Raw genomic sequence first — 19,143 nt, forward strand, 5'->3', positions numbered from 1 at the left:
GGCCCTCAGGCCGACAGCAGTTCGCGTAACTGCGCGCAATCCCGGGCATGCCAGTCGGTCAGCTCCGGCCAGGGGTTGTCCGGCAGGTTCACCAGCACCGTGCGCGTTCCCGCGGCACGCCCGCAGTCCAGGTCGAAGCGGTAGTCACCGACCATGACCATGCGCTGCGGCGCCACATCCCAAGCCTCGGCCAGTTTCAGCAAACCACCGGGATGGGGTTTGGGCGGGGCCTCATCGCGCCCCAGCACATCAGCTTCGGCAAAGCAGTCCGCCAGGCCGATGGCCTCCAGGGTCACGTGGGCCAGCTCCCGGGCATTGCGGGTGAGGATGCCCAGGCGATAACCGCGTCCGGCCAGTTCCCGCACCAGTTCCACCGCACCCGGCGCCGGGCGCGAACCCAGGGCCAGGTCGCGCTCGTGCTCCAGCAGCCAGGCGTGCTTGGCCGCAGACTCCTCTGCCGGCAAGGCCGCCAGGTGAGTGAGGATGTCGTCCTCCGGAGGAATCGACAGCGCCTGGCGGATCGCCGCGAAATCATGCACGGCGATGGTCAGGGTGCCGTCCATGTCGAACACCCAATGTTCTATGTCTGAAAGACTCATGCCCAATCCTTGCGATGACGGATCAACCCTTCCTGAGTCACCGAGGCTACCAGTTGACCGGCACGGTTGAACACGCTGCCCCGGGAGAAGCCCCGGGAGTTACCGGCCCAGGGGCTGTCCATGGCGTACAGCAGCCAGTCGTCGGCCCGCAGGTCGGCGTGGAACCACAGGGCGTGATCGAGGCTGGCGACCTGCATGTCCTTCTGCCACACCGACTTGCCATGAGGCAGCATCGAGGTGGTCAGCAAGCCGAAGTCCGACGCGTAGGCCAGCAGGTACTTGTGCAGGGCCGGGATGTCCGCCAGGGCGCCGTCGGCGCGGAACCAGACGTACTTCACCGGGTCCATCGGCTGCGGGTTGTACGGGTCCTTCTCGGTCACCGGGCGCACTTCGATGGGCTTGGGGCACAGCAGCTTCTCGCGCATGTGCTCGGGAATCAGGTGCGCACGCTGGGTGGTGATTTCCAGTTCCGACGGCAGGTTCTCCGGCCCGACCACCTGGGGCATGCTGTTCTGGTGCTCGAAGCCTTCTTCGTCGTACTGGAAGGAAGCACTGCAGGTGAAGATCGGGTTGCCCTTCTGAATCGCCGTCACCCGCCGGGTGCTGAAGCTGCCACCGTCGCGCACCCGATCCACCTGGTAGACCACTGGCAAGGCGGCGTCGCCGGGACGCAGGAAGTAGCCGTGCATGGAATGCACGTGGCGTGCTTCCTCTACCGTCTGACTGGCCGCGGACAACGACTGGCCGAGCACCTGGCCGCCAAACAGCTGGCGAAAACCCAGGTCCTGGCTGCGACCGCGAAACAGGTTTTCTTCAATGGCTTCCAGGGTCAACAGATCGACCAGATCATCCAGCACATGACTCATTCAGACTCTCCTCACACAGGGCAACACCGCGCAATCTCGGCTGCGGCGGTGATATCAATTGGGGCCAGGTATCTCGTCGGCACATTCTAAACGTGCGCGCCTGCTATCCATGCAAGGTTTCCAGCCATTGTTCGCGGGTAATGCGGTACAGCACATGCTCGCGCAACGGATGATCGGCGGCGAGTTTAGGGTGTTCGAAATCCTCCTGGGCCGCGTGATGCATGCCAATGGCCTGCATGACTTTCTGCGACGGCAGGTTATTGCGGGTGGTGAAGGCCACGACTTCGTCCAGGGCCAGTCGATCGAACGCGCAACGCAAGGCAGTCCAGGCCGCTTCGCTGGCATACCCCAGGCCCCAGTGTTCCCGGGCCAGGCGCCAGCCGATCTCCACCGCAGGGGTAAAGGGCGCTTCGAAGCCCACCTCCAGCAGCCCGGTAAAGCCGATAAAGGCACCGTTATCCTTACGCTCAAGCGCCCAGAGGCCAAAGCCATGTTCGGCGAAATGCCCGCGTATGCGCCCGATCAGCGCGGCACTTTCCAGACGACTCAAGGGCGCGGGAAAGTAGCGCATGACCTGCGGATCGGCACACATCGCGGCAAATGCCGGCAAATCATCGTCACGCCACTGGCGCAGCAGCAGACGCGCGCTTTCGAGTTGCAGTATTGGCTCCATCAGGCCCCTCCGTTTCCGTGGGTGCAAGTCTACATCGCTGGTAGGATCCTTCACGGGTTCCTCTAAGAAAATGCCATGTCATTGCCACTGATCTATCACGACGACTACAGCCCCGAGTTCCCGGCGGAGCACCGCTTTCCCATGGACAAGTTCCGCCTGCTGCGCGACCACCTGGTGGACAGTGGCCTGACCCACGATGCCGATCTGCTGCGCCCCGAGCTGTGCCCGGCCGAAATCCTCGCCCTGGCCCACGACCCTGGCTATATCGAACGCTACATGAGCGGCGAGTTGTCCCGGGAAGACCAGCGGCGTCTCGGCCTGCCCTGGAGCGAAGCCCTGGCCCGGCGCACGGTGCGCGCTGTCGGCGGCTCCCTGCTGACGGCCGAAAAGGCGCTGCAACATGGCCTGGCCTGCCACTTGGCCGGCGGCACCCACCACGCCCACTACGACTACCCGGCGGGGTTCTGCATCTTCAACGACCTGGCCGTGATCAGCCATTACCTGCTGCAAAGCGGGCGGGTGGGGCGGGTTTTGATCTTCGACTGTGACGTGCATCAGGGCGATGGCACCGCTCGGATCCTGCAACATACCCCCGACGCGGTGACCGTCTCGTTGCACTGTGAAAAGAACTTCCCCGCACGCAAGGCCCAGAGCGACTGGGATATCCCGCTGCCCATGGGCATGGGCGACGCCGACTACCTCAAGGTGGTGGACGACGCTCTCAACTACCTACTGCCCCTGTATCAGCCAGATCTGGTGCTCTACGACGCCGGGGTCGACGTGCACCAGGACGATGCCCTGGGCTACCTCAAGCTCACCGATGCCGGCCTGGCCGAGCGTGACGAGCGGGTCATGCGCCACTGCCTGGGCCGCGACATCCCGGTGGTCGGCGTGATCGGCGGCGGCTACAGCAAGAATCGCCAGGCCCTGGCCCGACGCCACGGCATCCTCCACCACAGCGCACAACGCGTCTGGGAGTCGTCAGGCTGCTACTGAGCCCTTGCGGCCTTACCCACATCCACTGTGGAGCCGCTTGTGGATAACCTGGGAGAAAGCCTCTACAGCCCTTGCTCTACGGGGCTTCAAGGCTATCGCCTGTTTTTTGATCAATGTCACCAGACGGTCATGTTGTTGTGGATCGCTTACCCCCAATACCTGTGGAGCTGCCTGTGGATAACCTGAGTGAAAGGCGCTAGATCCCTTGCTCTGCAAGGCTTGTAGAGCGGTGTCTGTTTTTTGATCAGGGTAGCGACACACCTCCCTGGCGTTTTTCGACGCCCGCACTCGTTGCCAGATAACGGTTTGCTCGATAAGCCAGGTGGGGCCGTAAACCTTTTCTGCCCCGCGAAGCTGTGCGTCGCGTCCTTGAGCCAGTCACTCAACCTCACATCGGTAAAGCTCGATGGAGTTGCCGAAGCATCATGCAGTCGCACGATTATCTGCGTCATGGCACCGCCACGCTGTTCACGGCCTGGACTCACTTCAGGGGCATTTGATTAGGAATATTGAATATCAACATCGGCATCAACAGTGGCTGGAAGTTTCTCAAGAAGATCAATCGAGAAATACCCAAGCATCTACAACTGCATTTGATTACCGACAACTACACCACCCACAAACATCCCAATATGAAAGCGTTGCTGGAAAAACATAAACACTTCCAAGTGCACTCCCCCCCGACGTTCAGCTCTTGGATGAACATGGTCGAGCGCTTTTTCCGGGACATCACCGTGTATTTGTGTGAGGGGACCACGTTTGCGAGTGATCAAAAGCAAGATCTCGCGATCTGACAAGCGCACTGGACATCGGGCTTGACGCGAGCAAATTTTATTATGTTGTCAGAATGAAAGCGTTAAAAACCTATTGGCAGTGCTGTATCATTTTTCAAAATCCACCATCAGATCCAGATAATACTGCGGCCGGACTGTCAGCACTCACTTGAAACAGGCTCATAACTATGCGGTTCTTAATAACTGGCGGTGCAGGGTATATCGGTTCACACACATTGCTGGAATTGCTTCAAGCAGGCCACGAGGCGGTGGTTCTGGATAACCTGTGCAATAGTTCCATGCTCTCGCTACAGCGCGTGCAACAAATTACCGGTAGCCCCCCTGTATTTGTTCAAGGTGATGTTTGCGACCGCGCCATCCTTGACCGTATTTTTACCCAGCACGAGATTGATGTGGTACTGCACTTCGCTGGCCTGAAAGCCGTCGGTGAGAGCGTAAAGCAGCCCTTGTCCTACTATCAGAACAACGTGAGTGGCAGCATCACCTTGTGCCAGGCCATGGCCACCGCAGGCGTCTACCGCCTGGTGTTCAGTTCCTCCGCCACAGTGTACGGCGACCCGGTGCAGATACCGATTGTCGAGAGCTGCCCGCTGGGAACACCTACCAACCCCTATGGCACCTCCAAGTTAATGGTCGAAAAGATGCTGCAGGATATGGCAACTGCCGATCCACGCTGGTCAGTTGCCCTGCTGCGCTACTTCAATCCGGTGGGCGCACATCAGAGTGGACTTCTGGGCGAGGACCCCAACGGCCTGCCGGAAAATCTACTGCCCTACATAAGCCGTGTCGCAGTGGGAAAACTCGAAAGGCTTTCCATCTATGGCAACGACTATCCGACCCCCGATGGCACCGGTGTTCGGGACTACATTCATGTCGTTGATCTTGCCAAAGGGCACGTAGCAGCCGTGAACTACATTTCCCAGCACACCGGTATAAATGCCTGGAACCTCGGGACTGGGGTGGGTTACTCAGTACTGGAGATGATCCAGGCCTTCGAGGACGCCTCTGGCTGCAGCATTCCCCACACGTTCTCCCCACGTCGCCAAGGCGACATTGCGCAATGCTGGTCAGACCCGTCCAAGGCACTTCAGGATCTGGGCTGGAAGGCGGAGCTCGGGTTGAAGGAGATGATGGAGGATACGTGGCGTTGGCAGTCGAATAACCCAGATGGGTACCGGTAGTTTTAGATGAAGACTGCACTGGCCGGCGCGACTGCATCATGCGTTTACGGGGTTCGTGCAGATTTAGTCAAGGACTTGGTTACTGCCGGTCATGACGTTGTACCAATGGCCGGCAACTCATCCAGCAACTGCTGTTCCCGAGCAGTGCTTACAATAACCACCCCTCCCATTTTCTAGGCTTTTTGATGTCCCCCTCCCCTACTTCCCACGTCGCGATCATCGGCGGCGGTCCCGCCGGCCTGATGGCTGCCGAGGTACTGAGCCAGGCCGGCGTTCGGGTCGATCTGTACGACGGCATGCCATCGGTGGGCCGCAAGTTCCTCCTGGCCGGGGTCGGTGGCATGAACATCACCCACTCCGAAGCCTACCCGGCCTTCCTCTCGCGCTATGCCGAGCGAGCCCCGCACATCGCCCCGCTGCTGCGCGAGTTCGGCGCCGAGGCCTTGTGCCAATGGATTCACGGCCTGGGTATCGACACCTTCGTCGGCAGCTCGGGACGGGTCTTCCCCACCGACATGAAAGCCGCGCCGCTGCTGCGCGCCTGGCTCAAGCGCCTGCGCGACGCCGGGGTGGTTATCCACACCCGGCACCGCTGGCTGGGCTGGAATGCCGACGGCAGCCTGCGCATCCGGCACCCCGAAGGCGAGCGCGCGGTAGAGGCCGATGCCACCCTGCTGGCACTGGGCGGTGGCAGTTGGTCGCGCCTGGGTTCCGATGGAGCGTGGCTGCCCCTGCTGCAACAGCGCGGAGTGCAGGTAGCCCCCTTGCAACCAAGCAATTGCGGGTTCGAGGTCAGTGCCTGGAGCGAGTTGCTGCGCAGCAAATTCGCCGGGGCGCCGCTGAAGAACGTGGCCATTGGCCTCAATGACGACATCCCCCGGCTGGGGGAATGCGTGATCACTGCCAGCGGTATCGAAGGCAGTCTGATCTATGCCCTGTCGGCGCCGATCCGCGACAGCATCCACCAACACGGGAAAGCCACCATTCATATCGACCTGCTGCCGGGCAAGCCTTGGGACAAGGTCCAGGCCGCCCTGGCCAAGCCGCGTGGCTCGCGCTCCATGGCCAAGCACCTGCAGAGTCAGTTGGGGATCGAGGGGGTGAAAGCGGGGTTGCTGCGGGAGCTGACGGGCGCCGACACCTTCAACGATCCGGCGCGCCTGGCGGCGGCGATCAAGGCACTGCCCTTGACCCTGGTACGCCCACGGCCCTTGGACGAAGCCATCAGCAGCGCCGGCGGCGTCGCCTTCGAAGCGCTGGATGAAAGACTGATGCTGGAGCAACTGCCCGGGGTGTTCTGCGCCGGGGAAATGCTCGACTGGGAAGCCCCCACCGGCGGTTATCTGCTAACCGCCTGCTTTGCCAGCGGCCGTCGGGCCGGGCTGGGAATGCTGGAGTGGCTGCAACACCGGCCATAAATAGCTTCGCCGGCCAGCCGGCTCCTACGGGGGATTGTAGGAGCCGACTGGCCGGCGAAGAGGTCAGCACAATTCAGATCAAGGCTTGCGCTTGCGTGGCCCGGTGTTGAACGCCGGGACCTTGCGTACCGGTTTCACCGCCGGGGCTTCGGCCACTTCACCACTGTCCACCCACTTGCCCAGGTTGCGCTTGCCGCCACCGCCGGACGTTTTCGGTTTCTTGGGCTTTTTCGGTTTTTTCACCACCTGACCGCTGGCGTCGGTTTCCGGTACCCGGTGCTCGGGCTCGAAATCCTGCTCTTCATGGCGCTTCAAGGTCTGGCGAGTGAGCATCTCGATTGCCGACAGTAGGTTGACTTCGTCGGCACACACCAGGGAAATCGCCTCACCGGTAGAGCCGGCACGGCCGGTACGACCGATGCGGTGGATGTAGTCCTCAGCGACGATCGGCAGGTCGAAGTTGACCACCAGCGGCAGGTCTTCGATGTCCAGGCCACGGGCCGCCACGTCGGTGGCCACCAGGATCTGGATCTCGCTGGCCTTGAACCGGTCCAGGGCGCGCTGGCGCGTGGCCTGAGGCTTGTCGCCATGGATGCCGTCGGCGTTCACGCCCTGGCCCTGAAGCTTTTCCACCAGCGCATCCACGCCGTTGCGGGTCTTGGCGAACACCAGCACCTGCTTCCAGCGGTTCTTGCGCAGCAGGTGGCTGAACAGCTCCGGCTTGCGCTTCTTGTCCACCGGCACCACCCATTGCTTGACCGTGTTGGCGGCCACATTGCGCGGACTGACCTCGATGCTCAGCGGGTCGTTGAGCATCTGCCCGGCCAGTTGGCGGATGGCATCGGAGAACGTGGCGGAGAACAGCAGGGTCTGGCGCTTCTTCGGCAGCGCGGCATAGATGCTCTTGAGCTCCTCGGAGAAGCCCAGATCCAGCATGCGGTCGGCCTCATCCAGCACCAGGGTCTGCAACTGGCTGAACTTCACCGCGTTCTGGCGGAACAGGTCCAGCAGACGCCCCGGGGTCGCCACCAGCAGATCGATACCTTTGCGCAGTTTCATCATCTGCGGGTTGATGCTGACCCCGCCGTACACCGCGTAGGTGCGCAGCGGCAGGTGCTCGGCGTACTGACGCACGCTTTCGTGGACCTGTTCGGCCAGCTCCCGGGTCGGCACCAGGATCAGCGCGCGCACCGAGTTGCTGTCGACCTTCGGCCCTTCCATGGTCAGCAACTGCAGCAGCGGCAAGGCAAAACCGGCAGTCTTGCCGGTGCCGGTCTGGGCCGCCGCCATCAGGTCACGACCGCCCAGCACCGCCGGAATGGCTTGTGCCTGTACCGGGGTCGGGGTCTGGTAGCCGAGGGTTTCAAGGGCGCGCAGCAAGGGGTCGATCAGGCCAAGAGTGGCGAATGTCATTGGGGGTACCGTAGGAAAAAGTCAGCACAGGGAGGCAATGGCCGGCAGTTTACCGCACTTTTGCGCGCTTGCTTTCCCGACCGCCGCTTGGCATCTCCGGCCATCCACCGCCTCGTACATGACCGAAAAGGCCTGGCGGACATGTACAAGCAACAGGTCGATTCATAAGATTCATCGCGCCGGCAAACCTCCCAAACACACCTCATCAGCGCCTGTCACTCAACGATTCCCCAAACAGGTTTCGCACTGCGCTGTGCCTTTCCTGGAGTGGTTATGCCCCACCGCACATTGCCTCCCCTTTCCCTGGCCGACGCCATCCGCGCAGCCGGCCTGGGTGCCGTCCTGCTCATGCCCTTGGCCAACCCGGCCCTGGCCGACGAGACATCACCCGCCACATCTGCCGTTGCCAGCGCCGCTGTGATCAGCGGCCCGTTCATCGACATCCAGGCCTTGAACCCCGATCCCAGGCTGCGCAACGCGCCTGCCGCCAGTACCGAGCGCCTGACCCAGGCCACCGGACTGAGCATCGGCGCCCTGCGCCTGGATCAGGACGATCGCTTCAAGGACATCAAGGTCCTGGTGGGCCGGGCCCAGGGCCCCGCTCGTCTGGCATTCGGTGAAAGCAATGTCATCGTCACTGCCCGCAGCGACGGCAGCTTCATTGCCCTGCTGCCCAATGCCACCATTCGCGGCGATGCCAATGGCCAGCAGACGCTGATCCCCGCCGAAACCAGGCACTCCCATGCGCCCGGCAACATCGACTATGTGCAGTCCGAGCAAGCCCAGGAGCCCAACCTGCTGCAGACTCGCAACGGCCAGCGCAGCTTTCAGGTCGACCGCAACGCCCAGGGCGAAACCGTCATCGACCTGCTGGCCGGTTTCTCCCAGGCCGCCGCCGACTACATCGGCGACCACGAAGCCTACGCCCTGGCCCAGGTCGCCTCGGTCAACCATGCCTTGCGCCAGTCACAGATCGAAGGGGTACGCCTGCGCCTGGTGGGCACCCAGGTGATTGCCGAGGATCACCCGATCACCTCCGGCCCCGACGGCACCATGCGCAAGGTCAGCACCCTGTTCGCCGAAGGCATGCGGCAATACAGCCCCGACCTGGTGACCGGGTTCTTCGTCGGCACCCCGGGGGTCGACACCATGCTCGGCTGGGGCAATATCAACGGCCGCTACTCGATCAACAACATCAAGTCCCCCACCACCTTCCGCCACGAGGTGGGGCACAACATCGGCGGCGATCATTGCTCGGACGGTAGCAGCGACCGTTTCGGCTACCACAACGGCCGGGTGGGCACGATCCTGTGTGGCAACCACGTGGGCTACTACTCCAACCCGGAGGTCAGGGACAACCTGGGCGTGCCCCTGGGCCAGCTGGGCACCGCCAACATGGCCCGCCTGTGGCGTGAAGGCGCCCAGCGCATGTCCGCCTACAGCCCGGCGGTGATTCCCATGGATCACGAGGAAGCCCAACCGCTGCTGAGCAAATCCATCGACCTGCGACGGGACGCGATCCACTACGAGGCCCTGGACATTCCCGAGGGCACCGAGCGCCTGGCGTTGTCGATCAACCACGGCCCGCGCCATGAACGCGCGGGCAAGGTGCAACTGCTGCTCAAGCACGGCGCCCGCCCCAGCGCCAGCGACTATGACTACCGCTCCCTGGAAAACCATGGCGTCGCCCTGGGGGTCAATCATCCCAAGCCCGGACGCTGGTACGTCGGGGTACGAGCCGAGAAGAACAAGAGCGCCAGCGACCAGTTGCTCGAAGGCCATGTCTTCGCCAAGACCCGGGAAACCAGCCAGGCTCGCTACCTGCGCTTTGTCGCCACGTCGTCGATCAACGGCAGCAACGTCGCCAGCATCGCCGAACTGCTCCTGGCCGACGCCAAGGGCAAGCCGCTGCCAAGAAGCGGCTGGCGCGTCCACTCGGTCAACGGCAAGACCTCCGGCATCGACAACAGCCTGTGGTTCGTCGATGGCAAACCGAGCTCGTACTGGAGTTCGGGCAGCGCCCGCTATCCCCACGAGATCATCATCGACCTCGGAGCAGAGCGGGGCTTCTCCTCCTTGAACTACCTGCCGCGGCAAAACAACGATGCCGCCGGCAACATCAAGGGCTACGAAGTGTATGGCGGCGACAGCCCGACCAGCGCCTGGGCGCTGCTGGCCAAAGGCGAGTTCAGTGCCGACAACGAGGTCAAGTCCGTTGCCCTCAAGCCAGTCGAGGCCAGCCTGCCACCTGTCGCCGTGATCAGCGGTCGTAGCCAGGCCAACGCCGGTGAACGGGTGCTGCTGGATGCCTCGGGCTCCAGCGACCCACAAGGCAAAGCCTTGAGCTTTGCCTGGCAAGTCACGCCGGCACTGGACTTCAGCCATGACGGCGCAAGCGTCAGCTTCAACGCCCCGCAGCTCAAGCAGGACACCCGCTACCGCTTCACCCTGAGCGTGGACAACGGCCAGAAAACCGCCACCGCCGAGCACAGCGTCACGGTCCTCGCCCCACCGCAAACGGCGCCCGGCTGCACAGCTGCCTGGAATCGCAGCAAGGCCTACCTGGGCGGTCAGAAAGTCAGCCACAACGGGCGCTTCTTCCTCGCCCGCTGGTGGACCCAAGGCCAGGAGCCGGGCAACCCGGCGTTCACCGGGCCGGACTTCAGCGGCAAGGTCTGGAACGACCTCGGCCCCTGTCACTGACAGCCGCCGGGGGCTTCACGCCCCCGGCAACCAGCCCCCTTCCCCCAGCACAGGCGACGGCCCCTGTGGCCGCTACCTGCGTGACCTCGCCTGCCTCTCTGTGACACCGCACCCATGCTGTTGTTTAGCGGCCTGGACGCTCCGCCCCACCCGCTCCGGCGATCCTGCCAGGCGCCTAGGACCGGTACGAAAAGCCCCCTGTTCGATGTACGCCCGGAGCGCCCCTGCCTATGATGCCCTCCGCCGGCAAAACTCCTTATCCACCTTCTCAGCGCGGACGCTTTAGCGGTCCTGTTCGCCAGGTTTCGCACCGCGCCGAGACTCTCCAGGAATAGTTATGTCGAGCTTCAGATTGACTGCCTTGTCCCGCGCTACCCGCCTATGGGGCGCCAGCCTGGGCGCCGCCCTGCTCTTGCCCCTGGGCATGGTCCAGGCCGATGTCGGCCAGTACACTCCCGATGCGACTCTCGGCGCGACGGTGATCCAGGGTCACTTCATCAACCTGCAGTTGCCCGGCGCCAGGGCGATGCCGTTTGGCGCCGCCGAAACCGGCACTGAGCAGTTGCAACAGGTCACCGGGATGCGCATCCGCAACCTGATCGGGCAACAGGACGATACCTTCAAAGACCTGCGGGTCATGACCGGCCAGTTGGAGGGACGCGCACGGACCCTGAGCGCCCCTGGAGAGATGACCCTCGCCGCGCGCCCAGACGGCAGCTTCATCGCCCTGTTGCCGGACGCCAATGCCATCATTCGCGGCGACGCCAACGGCCAGCAGTCGCTGATCCACTTCGACGCCGGAGCCACCTTTGCCCCGTCGAGCGTCGACTACCTCACCGATGACGGCAGCGAAACCCCAGCCCTGAAGGAGTCGCAGAGCGGCCTGCGTAGTTTCCAGGTCAACCGCAACGTCCAGGGCGAAACCGTGATCGACCTGCTGGCCGGGTTCTCCCAGGCCGCCGCCGACTATATCGGGGACCACGAAGCCTACGCCCTGGTCCAGGTCGCCTCGGTCAACCGCGCCTTGCAACAGTCCAAGGTCCAGGGCGTGCGCCTGCGCCTGGTGGGCACTCAGGTGGTGCCTCAGGATGCGGCCATCACCGGCAACAACCTGGGCCAGGTCAGCAAGGTCTTCGCCGAAGGCATGCGTCGCTACAGCCCCGACGTGGTGGCCAGTTTCGTCATGGGCACCCCCAGCCAGGACACCGCCGTAGGCTGGGGCTACATCAACGGCCGCTACACCATCAACTCCATCAAATCGGCCACGGTCTTCCGTCATGAGCTGGGCCACAACATCGGTGGCAGCCACTGCTCCGATGGCAAGAGCTACCGCTTCGGCTACAACAACGGCCGGGTCGGTACCATCCTCTGCGGCAACCAGGTGGGCTATTTCTCCAACCCGGACGTCAAGGACAGCCGCGGCGTGCCGCTGGGCCACGCGGACACCGCCAACATGGCCCGGGTCTGGCGGGAAAACGCGGCGCGGATGTCGGCCTACAGCCCTTCCGTGGTCCCGCTCGAACAGGAGCAAAGCACCTCGATCCTCAACCAGAAAGTCAGCCTGGCCAGCGGTCAGACGCGCTACTTCCCGGTGGATGTGCCCGAAGGCACCCGGCGCCTGGTATTCACCGTGGTGGACGGCGAACTTACCGAGAAGGCCGGCCAGATCCAGTTGCTGCTCAAGCGCGGCGCCCAGCCCAGCGGCTCAAGCTACGACTACCGCTCGGTACGCAGCCACAACGTGTCCCTGGGGGTGAACGACCCGCAGCCGGGGCGCTGGTACCTGGCGCTCAACACCGACAACCGGGCCACTCATGACCAGGTGCTTGAAGGCCACGCCTATGGCCTGACCCAGGACACGGCCCAGGGCCGCTACCTGAAATTCGTCGCCACCTCCGCGGTGGACGGCAAGGACAACGCCAGCGTCGCCGAACTGCTGCTGGTGGATGCCAAGGGCAAGGCCCTGCCCCGCAATAGCTGGAAGGTCATGTCCACCAGCAGCGCGGTGCCTGGCGCAGCGGTCGGCAACCACGCCATCGACGGCAACCCCAACTCCTACTGGAGCACGGCGGCGGGGGCGCGCTACCCCCATGAAATACTGATCGACCTGGGAGCCGACAGCCGTTTCTCGCAACTGCACTACCTGCCGCGCCAGGACGCCGGCCTGAGCGGCAACATCAAGGGCTATCAGGTCTACGGCAGCAGCAGCGTGAACGGCGGCTGGACCCTGCTGGCCGACGGCGAATTCAGCGCCGACAACGAGGTCAAGGCTGCGTCCCTCAAGCCGGTGAATGCCGGTGAACCTCCGGTGGCGGTGATCAGCGGCAAGACCGAAGCCAACGCCGGGGACAGGATCGTCCTCGATGCCTCGGCCTCCAGCGATCCCCAGGGCAATGCCCTGAGCTTCGCCTGGGAAGCCTCGCCGCGCCTGGACTTCGACTACGACGGCGCGCGCATCAGCTTCACCGCGCCCGAGCTGCAGGAAGACACCCGCTACCGTTTCACCCTGACCCTGAGCAACGGCAAGCAGAGCAGCACCCGGACCCACGAGATGCTGATCAAGGGCAAGGCCGGCACCGCCAGTTGCAAACCGGAATGGACGCTCAGAGGCACTTACGTCGGCAACGATGTGGTGCAGTGGAAAGGTCGTCAGTACCAGGCTCGCTGGTGGACCTCCGGCGCCGAGCCGGGCCTGGCCAGCACCACCGGCCCGGACGGCGCCGGCAAGGTCTGGCGGGACCTGGGCCCGTGCCAGAGCGAGGGTGAGAAACCGGTCGAGCCACCGGTGGAAGAGGTCAAACCGCCGGTAGCGGTCATCGGCGGCGCGAGCGAGGCCAAGCCCGGAGAAACCGTGTACCTCAACGCCACAGGGTCCAGCGACCCGGCGGGCCTGAAGCTCAGCTACAGCTGGAGCATCAGCCCCAGCGTCGCCTTTGACGCCGCAGGCACCCTGATGAAGTTCGTCGCCCCGAAGGCCGAGCAGGATGTCACCTACAACGTCAACCTGACGGTGAACAACGGCAAGCACAGCGCCACCCGCACCCATCAGGTCAAGGTCCTGGCCGAGAAGCCGGCGCCGGTCAAGCCGCCGGTGGCGAGCATCGTCGGCGTCAGCCAGGCCAAGGGCGGTGAAACGGTGACCCTGGATGCCGCAGGCTCCAGCGATCCGGCCGGTCTGGCGCTGAGCTACCAATGGACCGTGACGCCCAGCGTCGCCTTCCAGGCCTCGGGGTCGAAACTGACCTTTGTCGCGCCCAAGAGCGACAAGGACACCAGCTACCGCTTCACCCTGAACCTGGGCAACGGCAGCCACACGGTCAGCCGCGACCATAGCGTGACCGTGCTGGCCGACAGCGTGGAGTCGCCAGCCGGTTGCCTGGGCGCCTGGAGCCGTCAAGGTACCTACCTGGCCAACGACAAGGTCAGCCACAACGGCCGCTACTACATCGCCCGCTGGTGGACCAAAGGCAACGAGCCGTCTGCTGCCAGTGTCGGTGGCGAAGGCAGTGGCAAGGTCTGGCGCGACGCCGGCGCCTGTAACTGATGCCTGAGGCGTGACCGCTTGCTCCGCAATCCGGTCACCCTTTCCCGGCCACTTCAGGTAAAAGGATGGGCGGCGACTGCCATCAGTCGTCGTCCGCCCTCTGCCGCTGAACGCCGTCGACTCCTCCAAGGCGCGCCCCCACTGGCAGAACACCGATGCTTTGCCAATGGAGATCCGAATGCGCAAATCTGCCCTGTCCGCATGGATGCTAGCGGGCCTTTCCCTGTGCCTGTCCCAGGTGCAGGCCGCCGAACTCATCGGCTTTCGTGAAGTGACGCTGGCGGACGCCAGTCAGCAGCGCCCCCTGCATGTCGCCCTCTGGTACCCCACCACGGCCACCGTCCCTCTCCTGCCATCGGCTGAAAACCCGATTTTCCAGGGTGTAGCGACCATCAAGAATGCCGCCCCTAGCGGCTCTGCCCATCCGCTGGTGGTGCTATCCCATGGCTATCGCGGCAACTGGCGCAATCTCAGCTGGCTGGTATCGAGCCTGGTGGATCAAGGCTATATAGTCGCGGCTCCCGACCATCCGGGCACCACCACATTCGACCAGCGCCCCGCGGAAGCCGCCAAGCTCTGGGAGCGCCCGCGTGACCTGAGCCGGGTCATCGACAGGCTCACCCGCGATAACACCCTGGCCGGCACAGTCAACCCGCAGCGCATCGCCGCCATCGGCCACTCCCTGGGCGGCTGGACGGTCACCGCGCTGGCCGGCGCCCGCTACAGCCCGGAACGTTACCTGGAGGAATGCCGGCTGCATCCCAATCCACGCCTTTGCCACATAGCTCCGGAACTGGGAATCACCGCGCACAATCAGGGCCCGCTGAGCACCGATCTGCGGGACCCGCGAGTCAAGGCCGTCGTTGCGCTGGACCTGGGGTTCGCCCGCGGCTTTACCCCCGAAAGTTTGTCGACACTGCACACACCGGTTCTGGTCCTGGGGGCCGGAGTGAACATCGCGGACATGCCCGTGGAAGAAGAGTCGGGCTATCTGAACGCCCATCTGGCGTCCCCGCCTTCGCGCTATGAGGTCCTGGCCAATGCCAGCCACTTCAGCTTCATGCAAGTCTGCAAGCCAGGCGCCGTGGCCCTGCTCAAGGAAGAGGCGCCTGGGGATGAGATTATCTGCCGCGATGGCGATGCCGGTGATCGCCAGGGCATCCACCGGCAGGTGGCAAAGCTGATCGGCGACTTTCTGGATCAGAAGCTTGCCGGCCAACCACCGGCAGGCTGATCAGACAACCTCTTGCTGAGGAGCGGCTTTCGGCTTGCGCCACTGGGGCAGGCCGATCAGCACCACCGCGCTGATGATCACCAGCATGGCCAGGCCCTCCTCGATGCCGATGGTTTCACCGACAAAGACGATCCCCAGCAGCACCGCCACCGCCGGATTGACGTAGGCATAGCTGGTGGCCGCGGCCGGCCGCACGTGCTTGAGCAGGTACATGTAGGCGTTGAAGGCGATGATCGACCCGAAGCCGGCCAGATAGGCCAGGGCCAACCAGCCTTCCAGGGGCGGCATGGCGTCCAGATGCTCGCCGCTCAAGACGCTGCCGATCATCAGCACCACGCCACCGACGAGCATTTCCGCAGCGCTGGCCATGGCCCCCTGAGGCAGCGGCAGGTGCCTGCTCCACACTGAACCGAAGGCCCAGGCCGCGGCGGCGAAGAGCAGCAAGGCCGCACCCAGCGGGCTGGATTGCAGGTTGGAACCCAGGTTGAGCATGCCGATACCGATCATCCCGAGGATGATCCCGGCCCACTCCAGACGCGTGTTGCGTGCACCCCAGAAATAGCCGCAGAGCAAGGTGAACAAAGGCACCGTGGCCACCGCCAGGGCCGCCACTCCAGAGGTCACCCCGGAGTGTTCGGCCAGCGTCACCGCACCGTTGCCGCAACTGAGCAGCAACACGCCGATGATCCCCGCGGCCTTCCATTGCGCCCAGGTCGGTGCCGGAACCCCGCGCCAGCGCAGGAAGGCATACATCAAGCTGCCGGCGATGATGAAACGCACACCGCCGAGCATCAATGGTGGCCAGTACTCGACGCCGATGCGGATCACCAGATAGGTCGACCCCCAGATCACGTACAGGGCAAAAAAGGCGGCAATCAACGGCAAGGGAAAACGGCTTTGGCCAGGCATGGGGGCAGCTCGGAGCAGGCAGGGGGAGGACTATTCTAGAAAGGTGACCCGGGGAACTTAAGTTACAAAAAGTGTTTATAACGGCAGTACACTTTCCAAAACATGGAGTTCAGGGCTATATGCCGTGCTTTCGAAAGTCGTACCTATTAGAGGCCTTCCATGGACAAATACGATCGCTTGCTCCTGGCCAGCCTGCTGGAAAACGGCCGGGCGAGTTACGCCGAGCTGGCGCGCAAGGTCAACCTCTCGGCGCCGGCAGTGGCCGAGCGCGTGGCCAAGCTGGAGGCCAGCGGCGTGATCACCGGTTATCAGGCCAAGGTCGACATGGCCAAGGTGGGGCTGCCGATCCAGTGCGTGATCGAACTGCGCCTGGCCCAGCATGGCAACCAGAAGAACTATGACGAACTGATCAAGATCCCCCAGCTCACCGAGTGTCATCGGGTGACGGGAGATCCTTGCGTGATCATGCAGGCTGCCGTGGGCTCGATGCCGGAGCTGGAGGAACTGATCAATCGCGTGGCCCAGTTCGGTTTCAGCAAGACTTCCATCGTGCTGTCCAGCGCCATCGAACGGCGGGTGCCCCTGGGGCAACTGGAAAGCAACGGCAAATGAATCCGGAGCCTGGGCTCAGCCCCCGCGCTGACGTTTGAGGTGCTCGGGGATCTTGGCCGCCGGGACTTTCTGCAGCTTGCAGAGAAAGTCGTGGGACAGCTCACGCACGCCATGGGTGTGCCGCAGCTCGCTCGCCAGATGCGCCACCAGGTTGGCGGCCATTTCCGCATCGGCCATGGCCCGGTGCGCCTGACCGGTGTGGGGCAAGCCGGCGAATGAGGTCAGGGTGCCCAGCTTGTGGTTCGGCGCCGCCGGCATCAGGCGCCGGGCCAGCAGCAGGGAACAGGCGAAATTCTGCAAGCGGGTGCGCTTGATCCGCCCCAGTTCGAAATCCCAGAACTTCTGGTCGAAGGCCGCGTTGTGGGCCAGCAACGGCGTGGTGCCGACAAACTCGTTGACCTCGTTCATCACCTGATCCGCTGGCGGGGCGCTGCGCAGCATGGCGTTGCTGATGCCGGTCAGTTGTTCGATAAAGCCCGGCACCCGCACACCGGCATTCATCAGGCTCTGGTAACGCTCGACGATGCGCCCCTGCTCAAGAATCACCACGGCGATTTCCGTGGCCCGGCAACTGCTGCTCGGGGAGATTCCGGTGGTTTCAAAGTCGATGACGGCAATACGTTCCAAACCTGTGCAGCTCCGTATAAAAAATGATCAGCTTTTCAGCAGCAAGGCGCCTTCGATCGGCACATAGCGGGTAGCGGCGCGAATCAGCGAATTGGCAGTCAGACCCGGCACGCCATAAGCCACCGCGCTGACCCCATGCTTGTGGATGATGCGCTCGAGCAGCAGGTCGAAGTCGCCGTCGCCGGAGGCCAGCACCACTTCGTCGACCTGGGCGGCCGCGTCCATGATGTCGATGGTGATGCCCACGTCCCAGTCGCCCTTGGCCGAGCCATCGCTGCGCTGAATATAGGGTTTGAGTTTTACCGTGAAGCCCAGGTTGCGCAGGATCTGCTGAAACTGCTGCTGCTTGCTGTCACCGCGATCGATGGCATAGGCATAGGCTTCGACGATCTGCCCTTGCTTGCTGATATCCGCCCACAGCGCCGCGTAGTTGAAGTGACAACCATAGGCCTGGCGGACGGTGTAATAGAGGTTCTGGACGTCGGCGAACACCGCGATTTTCTTCACCGCTAATCCTCATGGCGCAGCAGCGCAGGGGCTGGAACGGGGCTCAAGACCCGAAAAGTCGCCCAGTATGCCAGTCACAAGGAATGTTCCGCGAATAATCGGTCCGGGGCAGGTGCCTGCCCCGGACCGACGGAGCCTCAGACGAAGGAATCGTCGTCGGAGAAGAACGAACTGTCGTCGTTGCCGTAATCGGCGTTGCTGAAGCCGCCCTGGTCGCTGTTGCCCCAGGAGTCGTTGTTAGCCAGCCGCTGATCGTCATTGCCCCAGCCACTGTTGTCGCTGGCCGGTGCCGGTTCTTCCTTGATGACTTCGACGACTTCCTGAGGCTGCTGGTTGCTGTGGAACAGGCTGCTGATGCCCTGGGCCAGCATCACCCCGCCGGCCACGCCGGCTGCGGTTTTCAAGGCCCCACCGAGGAAGCTGCTGCCGGCAGCCGGTGCCGGTTGCGGCGCATAGTTCTGCTGCGGGGCGCCGAAATTCTGCTGCGGGGGCGCGCCAAAGGAAGAACGCGACGGCTCACGCCAGCCACCGCCGGAGGATGGCGCCACACTCGGGGCCTGCGCGGGAGCCGGTTGCGGCTCGCGGGAACCGCCGAAGATGCTCGACAGAAAGCCGCCACTGGCCGCCGGAGCTGCAGCGCGGGCCTGGGAGCGAGCCTGTTGCAGTTCGGCCTGCAACTGCTGCACTTGCTGGCTCAATTGTTTGTTCTGCTCATCGAGGCTTTTCAGGGCAGCCTCCTGCACCAGGATCGCCTGGGTCATGAAATACCCGGCCGCAGGCTGGCGGATCAGGTGTTCCTTGATCCGCGCTTCGGCCTGGGCGTCACGTGGAGCTGAGTCCGTCTCGGCTTGTTGCAACCGTGAAAACAGTCCATCGATCAGGGTTTGCTCTTCGCTGTTCATGGCGACCTCTTTAGATTGCCGGTAAAAATCTGGTCCGTGCCCCCACAGGGCCGCGGCACGCACCAGTTATGGGGTTGGGGCGACGACTTTCAATGGTCTTTACTCAAGGTTTACGTTTGCTCCCGAGGGGCCAGCTTCGGTTAAAGTGTTCAACCGCTTGGTCAA

The 19,143-nt window shown here is 63.5% G+C and carries 15 protein-coding genes and 1 pseudogene; 8 read left to right on the plus strand and 8 right to left on the minus strand.

Features of this window, described 5'->3' with window-relative positions; genetic code table 11:
• Positions 1-5: 5 nt before the first annotated feature.
• The 3 genes from Q8O96_RS25975 to Q8O96_RS25985 all read right to left on the minus strand — a co-directional run bounded on the left by Q8O96_RS25975 (position 6) and on the right by Q8O96_RS25985 (position 2,138).
• Positions 6-599 (minus strand): HAD family hydrolase, encoded by a 594-nt coding sequence (locus Q8O96_RS25975; protein WP_102865389.1) that lies wholly within the window; start codon positions 597-599, stop codon positions 6-8.
• Positions 596-1,465, minus strand: coding sequence for an acyl-CoA thioesterase II (gene tesB / locus Q8O96_RS25980; RefSeq protein WP_102865388.1), 870 nt, complete (start codon positions 1,463-1,465; stop codon positions 596-598). The genes Q8O96_RS25975 and tesB overlap by 4 nt, the downstream gene beginning before the upstream one ends.
• Before the next feature lie 103 nt (positions 1,466-1,568).
• Entirely contained in the window at positions 1,569-2,138 is a 570-nt protein-coding gene (locus tag Q8O96_RS25985) for a GNAT family N-acetyltransferase (RefSeq protein ID WP_102865387.1), read from the minus strand.
• Between the two features lie 75 nt (positions 2,139-2,213).
• Between Q8O96_RS25985 and Q8O96_RS25990 the strand changes: the two genes are divergently transcribed.
• The 4 genes and pseudogenes from Q8O96_RS25990 to Q8O96_RS26005 all read left to right on the plus strand — a co-directional run bounded on the left by Q8O96_RS25990 (position 2,214) and on the right by Q8O96_RS26005 (position 6,527).
• Complete coding sequence (locus tag Q8O96_RS25990) at positions 2,214-3,134, plus strand: histone deacetylase (RefSeq protein WP_207166603.1); 921 nt, start codon at positions 2,214-2,216, stop codon at positions 3,132-3,134.
• Between the two features lie 300 nt (positions 3,135-3,434).
• A pseudogene (locus tag Q8O96_RS25995) lies at positions 3,435-3,925 on the plus strand (transposase); the annotation flags it as partial.
• Positions 3,926-4,095: 170 nt separating this feature from the next.
• Positions 4,096-5,109, plus strand: a complete 1,014-nt coding sequence (gene galE, locus Q8O96_RS26000; RefSeq protein ID WP_207166604.1) for a UDP-glucose 4-epimerase GalE — start codon at positions 4,096-4,098, stop codon at positions 5,107-5,109.
• 185 nt (positions 5,110-5,294) lie between these two features.
• Entirely contained in the window at positions 5,295-6,527 is a 1,233-nt protein-coding gene (locus Q8O96_RS26005) for a TIGR03862 family flavoprotein (protein ID WP_305949710.1), read from the plus strand.
• 78 nt (positions 6,528-6,605) lie between these two features.
• Here the strand turns inward: Q8O96_RS26005 and Q8O96_RS26010 are convergent, their stop codons facing one another.
• Positions 6,606-7,940, minus strand: a complete 1,335-nt coding sequence (locus tag Q8O96_RS26010) for a DEAD/DEAH box helicase (protein WP_207166606.1) — start codon at positions 7,938-7,940, stop codon at positions 6,606-6,608.
• Between the two features lie 273 nt (positions 7,941-8,213).
• On the opposite strand from Q8O96_RS26010, the gene Q8O96_RS26015 reads away from it, so the two are divergent.
• The 3 genes from Q8O96_RS26015 (at position 8,214) to Q8O96_RS26025 (ending at position 15,421) form a co-directional block, all read left to right on the plus strand.
• Entirely contained in the window at positions 8,214-10,643 is a 2,430-nt protein-coding gene (locus Q8O96_RS26015; RefSeq protein WP_207166607.1) for a discoidin domain-containing protein, read from the plus strand.
• A 337-nt stretch (positions 10,644-10,980) separates the two neighbouring features.
• The gene (locus tag Q8O96_RS26020) at positions 10,981-14,187 is read left to right on the plus strand and encodes a discoidin domain-containing protein (protein ID WP_305949711.1); all 3,207 of its coding nucleotides are present in this window, start codon (positions 10,981-10,983) and stop codon (positions 14,185-14,187) included.
• A 178-nt stretch (positions 14,188-14,365) separates the two neighbouring features.
• Entirely contained in the window at positions 14,366-15,421 is a 1,056-nt protein-coding gene (locus Q8O96_RS26025) for an alpha/beta fold hydrolase (RefSeq protein ID WP_102865380.1), read from the plus strand.
• Here Q8O96_RS26025 and yedA read toward each other — a convergent pair whose 3' ends face one another.
• On the minus strand, positions 15,422-16,330 hold the full coding sequence (gene yedA / locus Q8O96_RS26030) for a drug/metabolite exporter YedA (RefSeq protein ID WP_102865379.1): 909 nt from the start codon (positions 16,328-16,330) through the stop codon (positions 15,422-15,424).
• Positions 16,331-16,489: 159 nt separating this feature from the next.
• Between yedA and Q8O96_RS26035 the strand changes: the two genes are divergently transcribed.
• Positions 16,490-16,942, plus strand: a complete 453-nt coding sequence (locus Q8O96_RS26035) for an Lrp/AsnC family transcriptional regulator (RefSeq protein ID WP_060841229.1) — start codon at positions 16,490-16,492, stop codon at positions 16,940-16,942.
• Positions 16,943-16,957: 15 nt separating this feature from the next.
• Here the strand turns inward: Q8O96_RS26035 and Q8O96_RS26040 are convergent, their stop codons facing one another.
• The 3 genes from Q8O96_RS26040 to Q8O96_RS26050 form a co-directional block, all read right to left on the minus strand.
• On the minus strand, positions 16,958-17,569 hold the full coding sequence (locus tag Q8O96_RS26040) for a PolC-type DNA polymerase III (protein ID WP_207816031.1): 612 nt from the start codon (positions 17,567-17,569) through the stop codon (positions 16,958-16,960).
• 27 nt (positions 17,570-17,596) lie between these two features.
• Entirely contained in the window at positions 17,597-18,076 is a 480-nt protein-coding gene (locus tag Q8O96_RS26045) for an NYN domain-containing protein (protein WP_060841231.1), read from the minus strand.
• A gap of 137 nt (positions 18,077-18,213) precedes the next feature.
• Complete coding sequence (locus tag Q8O96_RS26050) at positions 18,214-18,978, minus strand: DUF2076 domain-containing protein (protein WP_305949712.1); 765 nt, start codon at positions 18,976-18,978, stop codon at positions 18,214-18,216.
• Between the last annotated feature and the right edge of the window lie 165 nt (positions 18,979-19,143).

Origin of the sequence: Pseudomonas sp. LPH60 (genome assembly GCF_030718165.1) — a bacterium.
In the GTDB taxonomy this organism is placed as follows: domain Bacteria; phylum Pseudomonadota; class Gammaproteobacteria; order Pseudomonadales; family Pseudomonadaceae; genus Aquipseudomonas; species Aquipseudomonas danubii.

Bases quoted from the DNA above. Each gene is read 5' to 3' on its own strand.
- Q8O96_RS26025 (WP_102865380.1), top strand. From the start codon at position 14,366: ATGCGCAAATCTGCCCTGTCCGCATGGATGCTAGCGGGCCTTTCCCTG.
- Q8O96_RS25990 (WP_207166603.1), top strand. From the start codon at position 2,214: ATGTCATTGCCACTGATCTATCACGACGACTACAGCCCCGAGTTCCCG.
- tesB (WP_102865388.1), bottom strand. From the start codon at position 1,465: ATGAGTCATGTGCTGGATGATCTGGTCGATCTGTTGACCCTGGAAGCC.
- Q8O96_RS26005 (WP_305949710.1), top strand. From the start codon at position 5,295: ATGTCCCCCTCCCCTACTTCCCACGTCGCGATCATCGGCGGCGGTCCC.
- galE (WP_207166604.1), top strand. From the start codon at position 4,096: ATGCGGTTCTTAATAACTGGCGGTGCAGGGTATATCGGTTCACACACA.
- Q8O96_RS26015 (WP_207166607.1), top strand. From the start codon at position 8,214: ATGCCCCACCGCACATTGCCTCCCCTTTCCCTGGCCGACGCCATCCGC.
- Q8O96_RS26035 (WP_060841229.1), top strand. From the start codon at position 16,490: ATGGACAAATACGATCGCTTGCTCCTGGCCAGCCTGCTGGAAAACGGC.
- Q8O96_RS25985 (WP_102865387.1), bottom strand. From the start codon at position 2,138: ATGGAGCCAATACTGCAACTCGAAAGCGCGCGTCTGCTGCTGCGCCAG.
- Q8O96_RS26050 (WP_305949712.1), bottom strand. From the start codon at position 18,978: ATGAACAGCGAAGAGCAAACCCTGATCGATGGACTGTTTTCACGGTTG.
- Q8O96_RS25975 (WP_102865389.1), bottom strand. From the start codon at position 599: ATGAGTCTTTCAGACATAGAACATTGGGTGTTCGACATGGACGGCACC.
- Q8O96_RS26020 (WP_305949711.1), top strand. From the start codon at position 10,981: ATGTCGAGCTTCAGATTGACTGCCTTGTCCCGCGCTACCCGCCTATGG.
- Q8O96_RS26010 (WP_207166606.1), bottom strand. From the start codon at position 7,940: ATGACATTCGCCACTCTTGGCCTGATCGACCCCTTGCTGCGCGCCCTT.
- yedA (WP_102865379.1), bottom strand. From the start codon at position 16,330: ATGCCTGGCCAAAGCCGTTTTCCCTTGCCGTTGATTGCCGCCTTTTTT.